The following is a 13,061-nucleotide window of genomic DNA, read 5'->3' on the forward strand; positions in this document are numbered from 1 at the left end:
TCATACAAGGGGAATTGCATGAAACTCAAATCCATCCTGCTCGGCCTGGCTTCGGCCGCGCTGCTGGCCCAGGCCGGCGCCAGCATGGCGCGCACGCTCGACGAGGTGCGCGCCGACAAGACCCTGAACGTGGTCACCACCGCGTCGGCGCCGCCGCACGGCTTCAAGAACCCGCAGTCGAACCGGCTCGAAGGCATCATGGTCGACGTGGCGGCGGCGGTCGCCAAGCACCTGGGCGCCAGCGACAAGCTGGCCGACGTGCCGTTCTCGGGCCTGATCCCGACGCTGACCTCGGGCCGCGCCGACCTGATGTCGGCGCCGCTGTTCATCACCGAGGAACGGGCTCGCGCCATCGACTTCTCGGCGCCCGTGTACGAATGGGGCGAAGGCATCGTGGTCAGCGACAAGGCCAAGCGCCGCTACGCCAGGTTCGAGGACATGCAGGGCCAGAAGGTCGGCGTGCTGGTGGACTCGGTGCAGTTCAACATGATCAAGGACATGCCGGGCACCAAGGTGTCCACCTACCAGGACTATTCCACGCTGCTGGCCGACGTGCGCGCCGGCCGCATCGACCTGGGCATTGTCGATCCGCCCAGCATCATCTACCAGATCAAGACCAAGAACATCCCCGGCGTGATGCTGGATACCGGCTACCAGCCGCAGCGCAAGTGGCAGGTGGGCATGGCGGTGCAGAAGGGCAACACGGCGCTGCTGGAGGCCGTCAACGCCGCGCTGGCCGAGATGAAGCGCAACGGCGAACTCGCCGCGATCGGGCAGAAGTGGGGCGTGTCCGACCTGCTCAGCAAGTAAGCCCGTTGCGGTATCGACAAGGAGCCCGAATTGGATCTCGCTACGTTGCGCATGTACCTGAGTCCCCTGGCCGAGGGCACGCTCTGGACCCTGGCGCTGTTCTTCTGTTCGGCCTTCCTGGCGGTGGCGCTGGGCCTGGTCGTGTGCCTGTGCCGCCTGTCACGGCGGCCGCTGGTGAGCCGCGCCGCGCGCGTCTACATCGACGTCATTCGCGGCACGCCGCTGCTGCTGCAATTGTTCTACATCTACTACGGCCTGCCGGAGCTGGGCGTGGTGATCAACGGCTTCGTGGCCGGCGTGCTGGGACTGACGCTGAACTTCGGCGCCTACCTGGCCGAGCTGTTCCGCAGCGGCATCCAGTCGGTGGACGCGGGCCAGTACGAGGCGGCGCGCGCGCTGGGTCTGCGGCGCGCGCAGCGGCTGCAGCGCATCGTGCTGCCGCAGGCGCTGCGCACCATCTTCCCTGCGCTCGGCAACTACGCGCTGGTGCTGGTCAAGGAGACCTCGCTGGTGGCGGTGATCAGCGTCTACGAACTGATGCGCGCCGGCGAGATGCTGGCGGGCGCCACCTTCCAGGCGCTGACGGTCTACACCATGGTGGGCGTCATCTATTTCGCGCTGTGCAGCGTGCTGGCCTACCTGTTCCGCCGCTCGGAAAAGCGCCTGACCGTGCCGGGCTACTGGAGCGGCGCCGGCGACAACCATGACATTTCAAAGGCCTGAGGCGATGGACGGACTGAACTGCGCGGCGCCCATCATCACGATGCGGGGCGTGTCCAAATGGTATGGCGACTTCAAGGTGCTGGACGGGCTGGACCTGGAGGTGCGGCCCGGTGAAAAGCTGATCCTGTGCGGCCCGTCCGGCTCGGGCAAGTCCACCACCATCCGCCTGCTGAACCGGCTGGAAGAACACCAGCAGGGCACCATCGTGGTCGACGGCATCGAGTTGAATGACGATGTCGGCAATATCGAGCGCATCCGCGCCGAGGTCGGCATGGTGTTCCAGCACTTCAACCTGTTCCCGCACCTGACGGTGCTGGAGAACTGCACGCTGGCGCCGATGCTGGTCAAGGGCGTGGCGCCGGCGCAAGCCGAAAGCCGCGCCATGCAGTACCTGGAACGCGTCAAGATCCCGCAGCACGCCGCCAAGTATCCGGGGCAGTTGTCCGGCGGCCAGAAGCAGCGCGTGGCGATCGCCCGCGCGCTGTGCATGCAGCCGAAGATCATGCTGTTCGACGAGCCCACCTCGGCGCTCGATCCGGAGATGGTCAAGGAAGTGCTGGATACCATGGTGGCGCTGGCGCGCGACGGCATGACCATGGTCTGCGTGACCCACGAAATGGGGTTTGCGCGCGAGGTCGGCGACCGGGTGGTGTTCATGGACCAGGGCGCGATCGTCGAGACCGACACGCCCGACAACTTCTTCCGGGCGCCGCGCTCGGAACGCGCGCAGGCCTTTCTCGGGCAGATCCTGGCGTAGGCCCGGCTCCGATGGCGCCGGGGCCGGAATTCCGGTTGCCGGAACCTATCGAATGGTTCCATGCCGGCCGGCGCAAATGGCTCTACCGGGTTTGCGCTACGCTACCTATCATGCCAAATCGGGCCGGCGCGCCGCCGCCGGCCCGAGCCTATGTAAAAAACAACCAGGGAAACACGATGAACGGCGCTGATAGTCTTTGCGATACCCTTCTGGCCAATGAGGTGGATGTGTGCTTTGCCAACCCGGGCACGTCCGAGATGCACTTCGTCGCGGCGCTGGATCGCAAACCGAAGATGCGCTGCGTGCTGGGCCTGTTCGAAGGGGTGGTGACGGGCGCCGCCGACGGCTACGCGCGCATGGCCGACAAGCCGGCCGCCACGCTGCTGCACCTGGGCCCGGGCCTGGGCAACGGCCTGGCCAATCTGCACAACGCCAAGCGCGCGCGCACACCGATGGTCAACATCGTCGGCGATCACGCCACCTATCACGTGCAGTACGACGCGCCGCTCACCAGCGACGTCGAAGGCGTGGCGCGGCCTATGTCGCACTGGGTCAAGCGCGGCATGTCGGCCGAATCGATGTCGGCCGACGCCGCCGAGGCCATCGCCGTGGCGCGCCGCCATCCGGGCAACATCGCCACCCTGATCCTGCCGGCCAACGCCGCCTGGACCGAACTGCCGGCCGGCACCGCGGTGGCCAAGGTGGCCGACGAGGCCGTGCCGCACACCAGCATCGAGGCGGTGCGCGCCGCCGCCAAGGCGATCCGTTCCGGCGAGGTCACCACGCTGCTGTTGGGCAGCACGGCGCTGCGCGAGCGCGCGCTCAAGGCCGCCGGCCGCATCGCCCGCGCCACCGGCGTGCGGCTGCTGTCCGAGACCTCGAACCGCCGCGTCGAGCGCGGCGGCGACCGCACGCCAGTGGATCGGCTGCCTTATCCGATCGACCTGGCCGTGGCCAAGCTCAAGGACGTGCGCCACCTGGTGCTGGTCGGCGCCAAGGCGCCGGTGGGCTTTTTCGCCTATCCCGGCAAGCCCAGCCTGCTGGCGCCCGAGGATTGCGAGAAGGTCGTGCTGGCCACCGTCGAGCAGGACCTGGCGCATGCGCTGGAATGGCTGGCCGACGAACTCGGCATCGCCGCCGACGCGCCGCGCCTGGCCGCGCCGGCGCCGGCCTACGAGGTGCCGGCCAGCGGCAAGCTGACCGGCGCCGCCGTCAACATCCTGGTGGCGCATCACCTGCCCGAGAACGCCATCGTCTGCGACGAGTCCATCACCCAGGGCCGCGAATTCCCCATCTACAGCGCCAGCAGCGCGCCGCACGACTGGCTGATGCTGACCGGCGGCGCCATCGGCATCGGCCTGCCGCTGGCGGCCGGCGCGGCGGTGGCCTGCCCGGAGCGCAAGGTCATCACCTTGCAGGCCGACGGCAGCGGCATGTACACGCTGCAGGCGCTGTGGACGCAGGCGCGCGAAAACCTGGACTGCCTGACGGTGATCCTGGCCAACCGCTCCTACGCCACGCTGCACGGCGAAATGAAGAACGTGGGCGTGCAGGAACCGGGCCGCAACGCGCGCCGCATGCTCGATCTGGAAGAGCCCTATCTGGACTGGACCCACCTGGCGCGCGGCATGGGCGTGGAGGCGGTCAGCGTCGATACGGTCGAGGGCTTCGCCCGCGCCCTGCAGGACGGCCTGAAGCGCCGCGGCCCGTTCCTGATCGAAGCGCTGATCTGATGCCACCCGCCCCGCGCCGGCAGGGTCCGGCGCGGGGCGTTCAGACGCCCAGGTAGCGCGTCAGTTGTTCGGGCCGGGCGGCCAGCGCTGCGCTGTCGCCGTCTTGCACGATCAATCCCTTTTCCATCACCAGGCAGCGGTCGGTGTGCGCCAGCACCGCGCGGTAGTTGCGGTCGACGATCAGCGTCGACATGCCGGTGGCGCGGATCCGCCGGATGATCTTCCAGATCTCGGCCACGATCAGCGGCGCCAGGCCCTCGGTGGCTTCGTCCAGGATCAGCAGGTCGGGGTTGGTCATCAACGCCCGGCCGATCGCCAGCATCTGCTGTTCGCCGCCTGACAACTGCTGGCCGCCATGGCCCAGCCGTTCCGTCAGGCGCGGGAAGGTCTCCAGCACCCGCGCATAGGTCCAGTCGCGCCGCCCCCGTTCGCCGGCGCGCGCCGCCACCAGCAGGTTCTCGCGCACGCTCAGGTTGGGAAAGATGCCGCGGCCCTCGGGCACGTAGGCCACGCCCATCCGCGCGATGGCGTGCGGCCGGGCGCGGGTGCAATCGGCGCCACGCACCGCCACGCGGCCCTGGGCGCTGCGCAGCTGCCCGACCAGGCTGCGGATCAGGGTGGTCTTGCCCATGCCGTTGCGGCCCACCAGCCCCACCGATTCACCTGCGGCGATGCGCAGGCCGACGCCGCGCAGCACGTGGCTGGCGCCGTAATACACATGCAGGCCGTCGGCCTCGATCAGTGCGCCCATGCGTGCTCTCCGTCCAGGTCTTCGCCCAGGTAGGCGGTGCGCACCTCGGCGTTGGCGCGGATCCGCGCCGGGTCGCCGCTGGCGATGCTGCTGCCGTTGACCATCACCGTGATGGTGTCGGCGATGCGGAACACCGCGTCCATGTCGTGCTCGACCAGCAGGATGGCGTGGTTGGCCTTGAGCGATTGCAGCAGCGCCAGGATGCGGTCGGTTTCCTCCGGGCCCATGCCGGCCAGCGGCTCGTCCAGCAGCAACACCTGCGGTTCGCCGGCCAGGCACATGGCGATCTCCAACTGGCGCTTGCGGCCATGCGGCAGCAGGCCAGCCAACCGAGCGGCGTCGGCCGTCAGGCCGGTGCGTTCGAGCGCCTGCGCGGCCAGCCCGGCGCTGGCCGCGCAGGCCGAGGCCGGCCGCCACCAATGCCAGAAGCGCTGGCGCCGCGCCTGCGCGGCGAGGCGGCAGTTCTCGAACACGCTCAGTTCCGGGAACAGGGTCGAACGCTGGTAGCTGCGGCCCAGGCCGGCGCGGGCGCGTTCGGGCTGGCCCCAGGCGGTGATGTCGCGCCCGCCCAGCGACACCTGGCCGCTGCTGGGCGCGAGTTCGCCGGACAGGATGTTGATCAGGGTCGACTTGCCCGCGCCATTGGTGCCGATGACGGCATGCACTTCGCCGCGCCGCAGCGCCAGCGACACGCCGTTGACGGCAGTCAGGCCGCCAAAGCGCCGGGTGACCGCGTTGGCGGCCAGCAGGGAATCAGGCATGGGGCTCTCCTTGAATCGGCAGCGGCAGGGGCTTGGCGGCGGCCGAGGCGGCCGGTGGGGGCGAGACAGCCGCCGTGCTGGGGGCCTGGCGCGCGCGGCACCGGCGCCACTGCGCCGGCAGGCCGGCCAGTCCGTCCGGCAGCAGCGCCACCAGCGCGATGATGGCCAGGCCCAGCGGCAGGTGCCAATGGCGCGCGTAGTCGCCGAACAGCGCCTGCGACTGGAACAGCTCCTGCAGCAGCACCAGCGTTGCCGTGCCCAGCACCGCGCCGCCCAGGCTGCCCATGCCGCCCAGGATCACCATCAGCAGCACCAGCCCCGACTGTTCCCAGGCCAGCAGCTCGGGCGTGACGAAGCCGTCCTTGAGCGCGAACAGCAAGCCGGCCAGGCCCGCCAGCGCGGCGCCGATCACATACGCCGCCAGCTTGTACGGATAGGTCGAATAGCCTGCCGCCCGCATGCGCTGTTCGTTGCCGCGGATGCCGGCCAGCGCCGCGCCGAACGGCGAGCGCCGCAGCAGCGCCAGGAAACCCCAGGTCAGCGCCAGGCAGGCCAGCACGAAGAAGTAATAAGCGTGGCCCTGATCCAGGTCGAACGGCAGCCAGCCGGCGATATAGGCTTGCGGCCGGAAGTACAGGTAGATGCCGTCGCTGCCGCCGCCGACCTTGGTGTCGTGGAACACGTAATAGGCCATCTGCGCGAAGGCCAGCGTCACCATGATGAAGTACACGCCGCGCGTGCGCAGCGCCAGCGCGCCGGTCAGGGCGGCGTAGGCGGCCGCGGCCAGCAGCGCCGCCGGCAGAAGCAGCCACAGGCTGGCCGCCTCCGACTGCGGCGACAGCAGCGCGGCGACGTAGGCGCCGATGCCGAAGAACGCCGCATGGCCCAGGCTGACCAGCCCCGCGCCGCCCACCAGCAATTGCAGGCTGAGCGCGAACACCGCGTAGATCATGATCTTCACGGCCAGGCCGGTGTAGTAGTCGCTGCCGCTCCAGGCGAAGGCGGCCAGCGCCAGCAGGGTCGCGACAGGCAGGAGTCGATTCACATTCATGGTCAGCCCTGTTTGAACAGCCCTTCGGGCTTGCACAGCAGAATCGCGGCCATCAGCACGTACACCAGCACGCCGGCGGCGGCCGGGAACAGCACCTGACCGAAGGTCTCGACCACGCCCACCAGCATCGCCGCCAGGAACGCGCCGCGGATCGAACCGATGCCGCCGATCACCACCACCACGAAACAGATGATCAGCACGCCGTTGCCCATGCCCGGATACACCGACGACACCGGCGCGGCGATGCTGCCGGCCAGCGCCGCCAGCGCCACGCCGGCGGCGAACACCAGCCGGTACAGCTTGTTGATGTCGATGCCCAGCGAGCCGGTCATCTCGCGGTTGCTGGCGCCGGCGCGCAGCATCATGCCCAGCCGCGTGCGCGCGATGACCCAGTACAGCAGCAGCGCCACCGCGATGCCCACCGCCGAGATGAACAGCCGGTACACCGGGTAGGTCATCACCTCGCCCAGCGCGATGCTGCCCTGCAGCCAGGACGGCAGCGGCACGCCGTGGACATCGTTGCCGACCAGGATGCCGCGCAGTTCCTCGAACACCAGGATCAGGCCGTAGGTCATCAGCACCTGCTGCAGGTGGTTGCGGCGATACAGGTAGCTGAAGAACGCCGCCTCCAGCAGGTAGCCGAGCGCGGCGGCGGCCAGCACGCACACCGCCAGCGTGGCGATGAAGCCGCCGCCCAGCCAGCGGTCCACCGCCGGCCCGAGCGCGAACGCCATGTAGGCGCCGATCATGTAGAAGCTGCCGTGCGCCAGGTTGATGATCCCCATGATGCCGAAGATCAGCGTGAGCCCGCTGGCCACCAGGAACAGCAGCAGGCCGTACTGGAAGGCGTTCAGGCTCTGGATGAGCAGGATGCCGAGGTCCATGGGGCCGCCGTTCCTAGAGCTTGCAGCCGCGCGCGGGGTCGGCCAGCTTGCGCACGGCGACCTCGACCACCTTGTTCTCCAGGCCGTCGACGCGGCGCAGGTAGATGTCCTGCACCGGGTTGCCGGCCTTGGACAGCGTGAACGCGCCGCGCGGGCTGTCGACCGTGGCGCCGCGCATGGCTTCGCGGAACGCCGCCTTGTTGCCGAAGTCGCCCTTGACCGCCGCCAGCCCCGACTGCATCAGTTGGGCCGCGTCGTAGCCCTGCACCGCGTAGACGTCCGGCTGCATGTTGTAGGCCTTGCCGTAGTCGGCGCGGAAGGCGTTGTCGCGCGGCGTGTTCAGGCCGTCGGCGTAGTGCAGCGTGGTCAGCAGCCCCTGCGCCGAGGCGCCCTGCGCCTGCAGCGTGCCGTCTGTGAGAAAGCCCGAGCCGTACAGCGCAATGGTCTTGTCCAGGCCGGCGGCGTGATAGTCCTGCACGAATTTCACCGCGCCGCCGCCGGCGAAGAAGGTGAACACCATGTCGGGCTTGAGCGCGGCGATCTCGGTCAGCAGCGACTGGAATTCGACATTGGGAAAGGGCAGGCTCAGTTCCTTGACCACCTTGCCGCCGGCCTGCTCGAAACCTTCCTTGAAACCGCCGATGGCCTCGTCGCCGGCCGCGTACTTCCAGGTGATGGTGACCGCCGTCTTGTGGCCGCGTGCCTTGGCCACCGGGCCCATGGCGTAGGCCGGCTGCCAGTTGGTGAACGAGGTGCGGAAGATGCCGGGGCCGCACAGCGGGCCGGTGATGGCGTTGGCGCCGGCGTTGGTCACGATGAGCGTGGTGTCGGCGTCCTTGGCGGCCTTGGCCAGCGCCATCGCCACGCCCGAGTGCACGGTGCCGATCAGCACGTCGACCTGGTCACGCTTGATCAGGCGGTTGGCGTTCTCGGCGGCCTTGGACGGATTGGATTCGTCGTCGACCTTGAAGTATTCGATCTCGCGCCCGCCGAGCTTGCCGCCCTGTTCGGCCACATAGAGCTTGAAACCGTTCTCGATGGCGTTGCCCAGTGCGGCGTAGGTGCCGCTGTAGGGCAGCATGAAGCCGACTTTGAGCTTGTCGGCGGCCAGCGCGCCGCCGCTTGCGGCCAGCATCAGCGCCGCGCCTAGCGCGGCCCGGGTCAGGGCGTGGGTCATGGTGGAGTCTCCGTGCTTGTCATGGGCTGCCACTGGGGCGGCCGGGTTGATCCAGCGCGCCGACGAAGCCGGCGATGGCCTGGATAACGGTGGCGGGCTGGTCCTTGTGCGGCGAATGGCGGCAGTCGGGAATCTCCAGCAGTTGCGTTTGCGGCGCGGCGCGGCGGATGCCGCGGATCTGTTCGAGCGTGCCGTATTCATCGTCCACGCCCTGCATCGCCAGGACCGGGCAGGCGATGCGCGGCAGGTATGCTTCGATGCTCCAGCGCCGGAAGGCGGGATCGAGCCAGATATCGTTCCAGCCACGGAAGGCCGAATCGACGTCGTCGTGATGGCGCGCCAGCCGCGCGCGCAGGTCGGTGTCGCGGTAGGCCTGGCGCGCCTGTTCGATATGCGCCACGGTGCGATCCTCGACCAGGATGTGCGGCGCGGCCACCACCACGCCCGCCACCGCGGCGGGATGCATCGCGGCATGAAGCAGGGCGATAGAGCCGCCGTCGCTGTGGCCGAACAGGATGGGACGGTCGCGGGTCGCGTCGATGCCGAGCGCGGCGAACAGCGCCGGCAGCACCTCGGCGGCCTCGCGGTGCATGAAGTCGACCGGCCGTTTTTCGCCCGCGGCCAGCGGCGTGGAGCGGCCATAGCCGTAGCGCGAATAGACCAGGCCGCGGCAGCCGGCGGCCGCACAGGCCTGCCGTGGCCAATCCTTCCACATCGACACCGAGCCCAGCCCTTCGTGCAGGAACACCAGCAGCGGCGCATCCGGGCGCGATGCCGCGATCCACTGGTATTCCAGCCGCAGGGGACGGCCGAGCGCGCGCAGGCCGGCGCTGGCGCCGGATGCGGGAAGCGGCAGGGCGCTCATGGCGTGACCTGTTCCAACTGCCGCAGCCGGAAGCGCTGGATCTTGCCCGTGGCGGTCTTGGGCAGTTCGTCGGTGAAGTCGATCTGGCGCGGGTACTTGAAGGGTGCCAGGTGCTGCTTGACGTAGCGTTGCAGGTCGGCGCCCGTGTCCGCGTCCGGCACGTAGCCGGGCCGCAGCACCACATAGGCCTTGGTCTTGACCAGCCCGTCGTGATCGGGCACGCCGATCACCGCGGCCTCCAGCACCGCCTCGTGCTGCACCAGCACGTTCTCGACCTCGACCGGCGACACATATTGGCCGCTGACCTTGATCATGTCGTCGCTGCGGCCCGCGTAGGTGTAGTAACCGTCGGCATCGCAAAGGTATTTGTCGCCGCTCTTGAGCCAGTCACCCAGGAAACACTGGCGCGTCTTGTCGCGGTTGTTCCAGTACATCAGCGCGGCGCTGGGGCCCTTGATGTAGAGGTCGCCGATGGCGCCGGGCGCGACCGGCGCCCCGTTGTCGTCGCGTAATTGCACCTCGTAGCCGGGCACCGGCTTGCCGGTGGTGCCATAGCGCAACTGGCCGGCGCGGTTCGACAGGAAGATGTGCAGCATCTCGGTCGAGCCGATGCCGTCCAGGATGTCACAGCCGAAATGGCGCTGGAAGCGTTCGCCGATGTCGCGCGGCAGCGCTTCGCCGGCCGAGGTGCAGACGCGCATCGCCACCTGTTCGCGCGACGGCAGATCTGGCGCGGCCAGCATGCTGGCGTACAGGGTCGGCACACCGTAGAACACGGTCGGCCGGTGCCGCACCAGGCGCTGGAACACGGCTTGCGGCGTGGGCCGCTCGGCCATCAGCACGACGGTTGCGCCGACCGACAGCGGAAAGGTCAGTCCATTGCCCAGGCCGTAGGCGAAGAACAGCTTGGCGGCCGAAAACGCCACGTCGTCCTCGCGGATCCCCAGGATCGGCTTGGCGTACAGCTCGGCGGTGTGCCACAGGTTGCCGTGGGTGTGGACCACGCCCTTGGGTTTGCCGGTGGAACCGGAGGAATACAGCCAGAAGGCGATCTCATCGGACAGCGTGCGCGCCGCAGGGGCCAGCGGGGCGGCGGCCAGCAGCGCCTCGAAGGCATGCGCGCCGTCCGGCAGGGCCGCCGTGGGCCGCGACACCACCAGGTGTTCAACCTCGCCAGGCGCCTGCGTCAGCGCCGCTTGCAGCGTCGGCAGCAGGACGCCCGACACGAAAGCCGCCCGCACCCGGCTGTGGTTGAGGATGTAGGCGTAGTCGTCCGGCGTCAGCAGCGTGTTGATGGCCACTGGCACCACGCCGGCATGCAGCGCGCCCAGGAACACCACCGGCCAGTCGGCCGTGTCCTGCATCAGCAGCAGGATGCGTTCCTCGCGCCGCAGGCCCAACTGGCGCAGGGCCCCCGCCATGCGGGCCACGCGCTCGGCCAGTTGGCCGTAGGTGATCTGGCCGGTGTCGTCGATGTAGGCCGGCTTGGCGGCGCGCGCCGCATTCAAGGCGGCCAGGTGGCTGGCGAAATTCAGTTCGGCGGGGCAGGCATTCACGGTTGTCTCCTGGTGTCCTGGCGGGCGGGGCGGCCGTTGCGGCGGTCCGCAAGCGTCTGGCGGCTTGTCGTGACCGGCGGCAAGGCGTGCGGCGTGGGTCAGCCCGCGCCGGCGGCGGGCCGGCCGCGCGCGGTGCGGCTGCGGCGGGGATGCGGGCGCGGCTTCATGACCGGGTGAACTCGATGGCGCCGCCCGGCAGCAGGTACAGCACCAGCGCGCGTCCCTGAGTCACGGTGGGGCGGTGGGCGCTGCCGGGGCCGTAGACCAGCCAGCCGGCGCCGTGGCCGTCAAAGCGGGCGCCGGCGGTCAACGGCATGATCATGTCGATCTCGCCATTGGGATGGGCGTGATGCGGGCCGGCCAGGTCGTCCATGTCGACCACATCGACCGAGCAGCCCGCCAGGTCGTCGGCCGGCTTGATGACGCGCCCGTAGCGGATGCCGCCGCCTTCGCGGTCGCACATCCAGCCCTCTGCCACGCCCTGCCGACAGGTGGCGAAGATGTCGTCGTACAGTGCGCTGCCGGGGCCGGCCTCCTGGTTCAGGCGTTGCTGCAGGGCGCCGTCCAGCGCCTGCCCGGCCATCAGGCCGGTCACCTGGCGCATCAGCGCGTGGAATCGTTCTGGCGTGCTCACCCCGTCTCCTCCTATACACTGTCGGCGCTTCAGCGAGCGGATGCAATCCAGTGCTGTTTTGCCGCACCTGACGCCTTGTTGAAGCTGTTGAAGGAAAAATAGTGCTTCCATTGATGTGGGTCAAGCACTATAGTGCATAAATCGGGTGTTATCAGGGTTTTTGCGGAGTCAGCCACACCATGAACCAAGCGCTAGAAGACGCGGCGCCAACCGAACCCAGGCGGGAAGCTTTCCTGGTGGCATTGGGCGAGCGGGTGCGCCGCCTGCGGGCCATCCGCGGCATGACGCGCAAGGGGCTGTCGCAGGTGACGGGCGTGTCCGAGCGGCACCTGGCCAATCTTGAGCACGGCGTGGGCAATGCCTCGATCCTGGTCCTGTTGCAGATCGCCAAGGCCTTCAACTGCGCGCTGGCCGAACTGGTTGGCGACGTCACCACGGAATCGCCCGACTGGTTGCTGATCCGCGAGCTGCTCAGCGGCCGCACCGAATCCGACCTGCAACGCGCCCGCGAGGCGCTGATTCAACTGTTCGGCGTGGGCGCCGGCGCCCAGCGGCCCAACCGCACCCAGCGCGTCGCGCTGATCGGCCTGCGCGGCGCCGGCAAGTCCACCCTCGGCCAGATGCTGGCCGATGATCTGGGCTATCCGTTCGTCGAACTGAACCGCGAGATCGAGCGCGTGGCCGGGTGCAGCATCCTGGAAATCCACAATCTCTATGGCCCCAACGCCTACCGCCGCTACGAGCGCCGCGCGCTCGAAGAAGCGGTGCAGATCTACCCGGAAATGGTGCTGGCCACGCCGGGCGGCCTGGTGTCCGAGCCCGCCACGCTCAACCTGCTGCTGGCCCACTGCTACACGGTGTGGCTGCGCGCCACGCCCGAGGAGCACATGGGCCGGGTGATGGCGCAGGGCGATTTCCGGCCCATGTCCGGCAATAACGAGGCGATGGCGGACCTGAAGCGCATCCTGGCCGGGCGCGAGGCGTTCTACGCCAAGGCCGACCTGACCTGGGTCACCAGCCACCTGGACGTGCAGGAAAGCTTTGCCGGCCTGCGCGCGCAGGTACGCAAGGCTTGTGGACTGCCGTTGTAACGCACGCCTCTTCCGGCGGACACCGGGGCCGCCCTTTGGGGTGGCCATTCCTGGGGCGGCCATTTCTGGGGTGGCCATTTCTGGGGTGGCCATTTCTTTGCGCCAGCGGCGCGTGCCGCTGGCCGCGGCGGCATTGTTGGACGCGGCCGGCCTTCCTTGATCTGCACTTTTATGCATCTTTTGCTTGACGCGGCTTCTCGCCTGCACTAATCTGCATAATAATTCATGTCCTGCAGTATTTTTCCTATCCCGCCAGGGCGCCAGGAGA

The 13,061-nt window shown here is 68.8% G+C and carries 13 protein-coding genes; 5 read left to right on the forward strand and 8 right to left on the reverse strand.

The window, feature by feature from the left end; genetic code table 11:
• The first annotated feature begins 18 nt into the window (after positions 1–18).
• The 4 genes from ACN6O8_RS23135 to ACN6O8_RS23150 all read left to right on the forward strand — a co-directional run bounded on the left by ACN6O8_RS23135 (position 19) and on the right by ACN6O8_RS23150 (position 4,023).
• On the forward strand, positions 19–810 hold the full coding sequence (locus ACN6O8_RS23135; protein WP_427993321.1) for an ABC transporter substrate-binding protein: 792 nt from the start codon (positions 19–21) through the stop codon (positions 808–810).
• Between the two features lie 30 nt (positions 811–840).
• Entirely contained in the window at positions 841–1,533 is a 693-nt protein-coding gene (locus ACN6O8_RS23140) for an amino acid ABC transporter permease (protein WP_427993322.1), read from the forward strand.
• 4 nt (positions 1,534–1,537) lie between these two features.
• Positions 1,538–2,290 carry an amino acid ABC transporter ATP-binding protein gene (locus ACN6O8_RS23145; RefSeq protein WP_427993401.1) on the forward strand — a complete coding sequence of 251 codons (753 nt, stop codon included), beginning with the start codon at positions 1,538–1,540 and terminating at the stop codon, positions 2,288–2,290.
• 176 nt (positions 2,291–2,466) lie between these two features.
• Positions 2,467–4,023, forward strand: coding sequence for an acetolactate synthase large subunit (locus tag ACN6O8_RS23150; RefSeq protein ID WP_427993323.1), 1,557 nt, complete (start codon positions 2,467–2,469; stop codon positions 4,021–4,023).
• 40 nt (positions 4,024–4,063) lie between these two features.
• On the opposite strand, the gene ACN6O8_RS23155 is transcribed toward ACN6O8_RS23150, so the two are convergent.
• From ACN6O8_RS23155 to ACN6O8_RS23190, 8 genes are all read right to left on the reverse strand, one after another.
• Positions 4,064–4,774 (reverse strand): ABC transporter ATP-binding protein, encoded by a 711-nt coding sequence (locus ACN6O8_RS23155; protein WP_427993324.1) that lies wholly within the window; start codon positions 4,772–4,774, stop codon positions 4,064–4,066.
• Entirely contained in the window at positions 4,762–5,535 is a 774-nt protein-coding gene (locus ACN6O8_RS23160; RefSeq protein ID WP_427993325.1) for an ABC transporter ATP-binding protein, read from the reverse strand. The genes ACN6O8_RS23155 and ACN6O8_RS23160 overlap by 13 nt, the downstream gene beginning before the upstream one ends.
• Positions 5,528–6,586, reverse strand: coding sequence for a branched-chain amino acid ABC transporter permease (locus ACN6O8_RS23165; protein ID WP_427993326.1), 1,059 nt, complete (start codon positions 6,584–6,586; stop codon positions 5,528–5,530). The genes ACN6O8_RS23160 and ACN6O8_RS23165 overlap by 8 nt, the downstream gene beginning before the upstream one ends.
• A gap of 2 nt (positions 6,587–6,588) precedes the next feature.
• Entirely contained in the window at positions 6,589–7,470 is an 882-nt protein-coding gene (locus ACN6O8_RS23170) for a branched-chain amino acid ABC transporter permease (RefSeq protein ID WP_427993327.1), read from the reverse strand.
• 13 nt (positions 7,471–7,483) lie between these two features.
• Entirely contained in the window at positions 7,484–8,647 is a 1,164-nt protein-coding gene (locus tag ACN6O8_RS23175) for an ABC transporter substrate-binding protein (RefSeq protein ID WP_427993328.1), read from the reverse strand.
• A 19-nt stretch (positions 8,648–8,666) separates the two neighbouring features.
• Positions 8,667–9,512 (reverse strand): alpha/beta fold hydrolase, encoded by an 846-nt coding sequence (locus ACN6O8_RS23180; RefSeq protein WP_427993329.1) that lies wholly within the window; start codon positions 9,510–9,512, stop codon positions 8,667–8,669.
• The gene (locus ACN6O8_RS23185) at positions 9,509–11,068 is read right to left on the reverse strand and encodes a benzoate-CoA ligase family protein (protein ID WP_427993330.1); all 1,560 of its coding nucleotides are present in this window, start codon (positions 11,066–11,068) and stop codon (positions 9,509–9,511) included. The genes ACN6O8_RS23180 and ACN6O8_RS23185 overlap by 4 nt, the downstream gene beginning before the upstream one ends.
• A gap of 163 nt (positions 11,069–11,231) precedes the next feature.
• On the reverse strand, positions 11,232–11,702 hold the full coding sequence (locus tag ACN6O8_RS23190; RefSeq protein ID WP_427993331.1) for a DUF4863 family protein: 471 nt from the start codon (positions 11,700–11,702) through the stop codon (positions 11,232–11,234).
• A 179-nt stretch (positions 11,703–11,881) separates the two neighbouring features.
• On the opposite strand from ACN6O8_RS23190, the gene ACN6O8_RS23195 reads away from it, so the two are divergent.
• Positions 11,882–12,793, forward strand: a complete 912-nt coding sequence (locus tag ACN6O8_RS23195; protein ID WP_427993332.1) for a helix-turn-helix transcriptional regulator — start codon at positions 11,882–11,884, stop codon at positions 12,791–12,793.
• Positions 12,794–13,061: the final 268 nt, after the last annotated feature.

It is taken from the genome of Achromobacter sp., from assembly GCF_050285565.1.
In the GTDB taxonomy this organism is placed as follows: Bacteria; Pseudomonadota; Gammaproteobacteria; order Burkholderiales; family Burkholderiaceae_B; genus Achromobacter.

What these genes read in the sequence shown, in the direction of transcription:
- ACN6O8_RS23135 (WP_427993321.1), top strand. Translation starts at nt 19, where the DNA reads ATGAAACTCAAATCCATCCTGCTCGGCCTGGCTTCGGCCGCGCTGCTG.
- ACN6O8_RS23145 (WP_427993401.1), top strand. Translation starts at nt 1,538, where the DNA reads ATGGACGGACTGAACTGCGCGGCGCCCATCATCACGATGCGGGGCGTG.
- ACN6O8_RS23150 (WP_427993323.1), top strand. Translation starts at nt 2,467, where the DNA reads ATGAACGGCGCTGATAGTCTTTGCGATACCCTTCTGGCCAATGAGGTG.
- ACN6O8_RS23155 (WP_427993324.1), bottom strand. Translation starts at nt 4,774, where the DNA reads ATGGGCGCACTGATCGAGGCCGACGGCCTGCATGTGTATTACGGCGCC.
- ACN6O8_RS23160 (WP_427993325.1), bottom strand. Translation starts at nt 5,535, where the DNA reads ATGCCTGATTCCCTGCTGGCCGCCAACGCGGTCACCCGGCGCTTTGGC.
- ACN6O8_RS23165 (WP_427993326.1), bottom strand. Translation starts at nt 6,586, where the DNA reads ATGAATGTGAATCGACTCCTGCCTGTCGCGACCCTGCTGGCGCTGGCC.
- ACN6O8_RS23170 (WP_427993327.1), bottom strand. Translation starts at nt 7,470, where the DNA reads ATGGACCTCGGCATCCTGCTCATCCAGAGCCTGAACGCCTTCCAGTAC.
- ACN6O8_RS23175 (WP_427993328.1), bottom strand. Translation starts at nt 8,647, where the DNA reads ATGACCCACGCCCTGACCCGGGCCGCGCTAGGCGCGGCGCTGATGCTG.
- ACN6O8_RS23180 (WP_427993329.1), bottom strand. Translation starts at nt 9,512, where the DNA reads ATGAGCGCCCTGCCGCTTCCCGCATCCGGCGCCAGCGCCGGCCTGCGC.
- ACN6O8_RS23195 (WP_427993332.1), top strand. Translation starts at nt 11,882, where the DNA reads ATGAACCAAGCGCTAGAAGACGCGGCGCCAACCGAACCCAGGCGGGAA.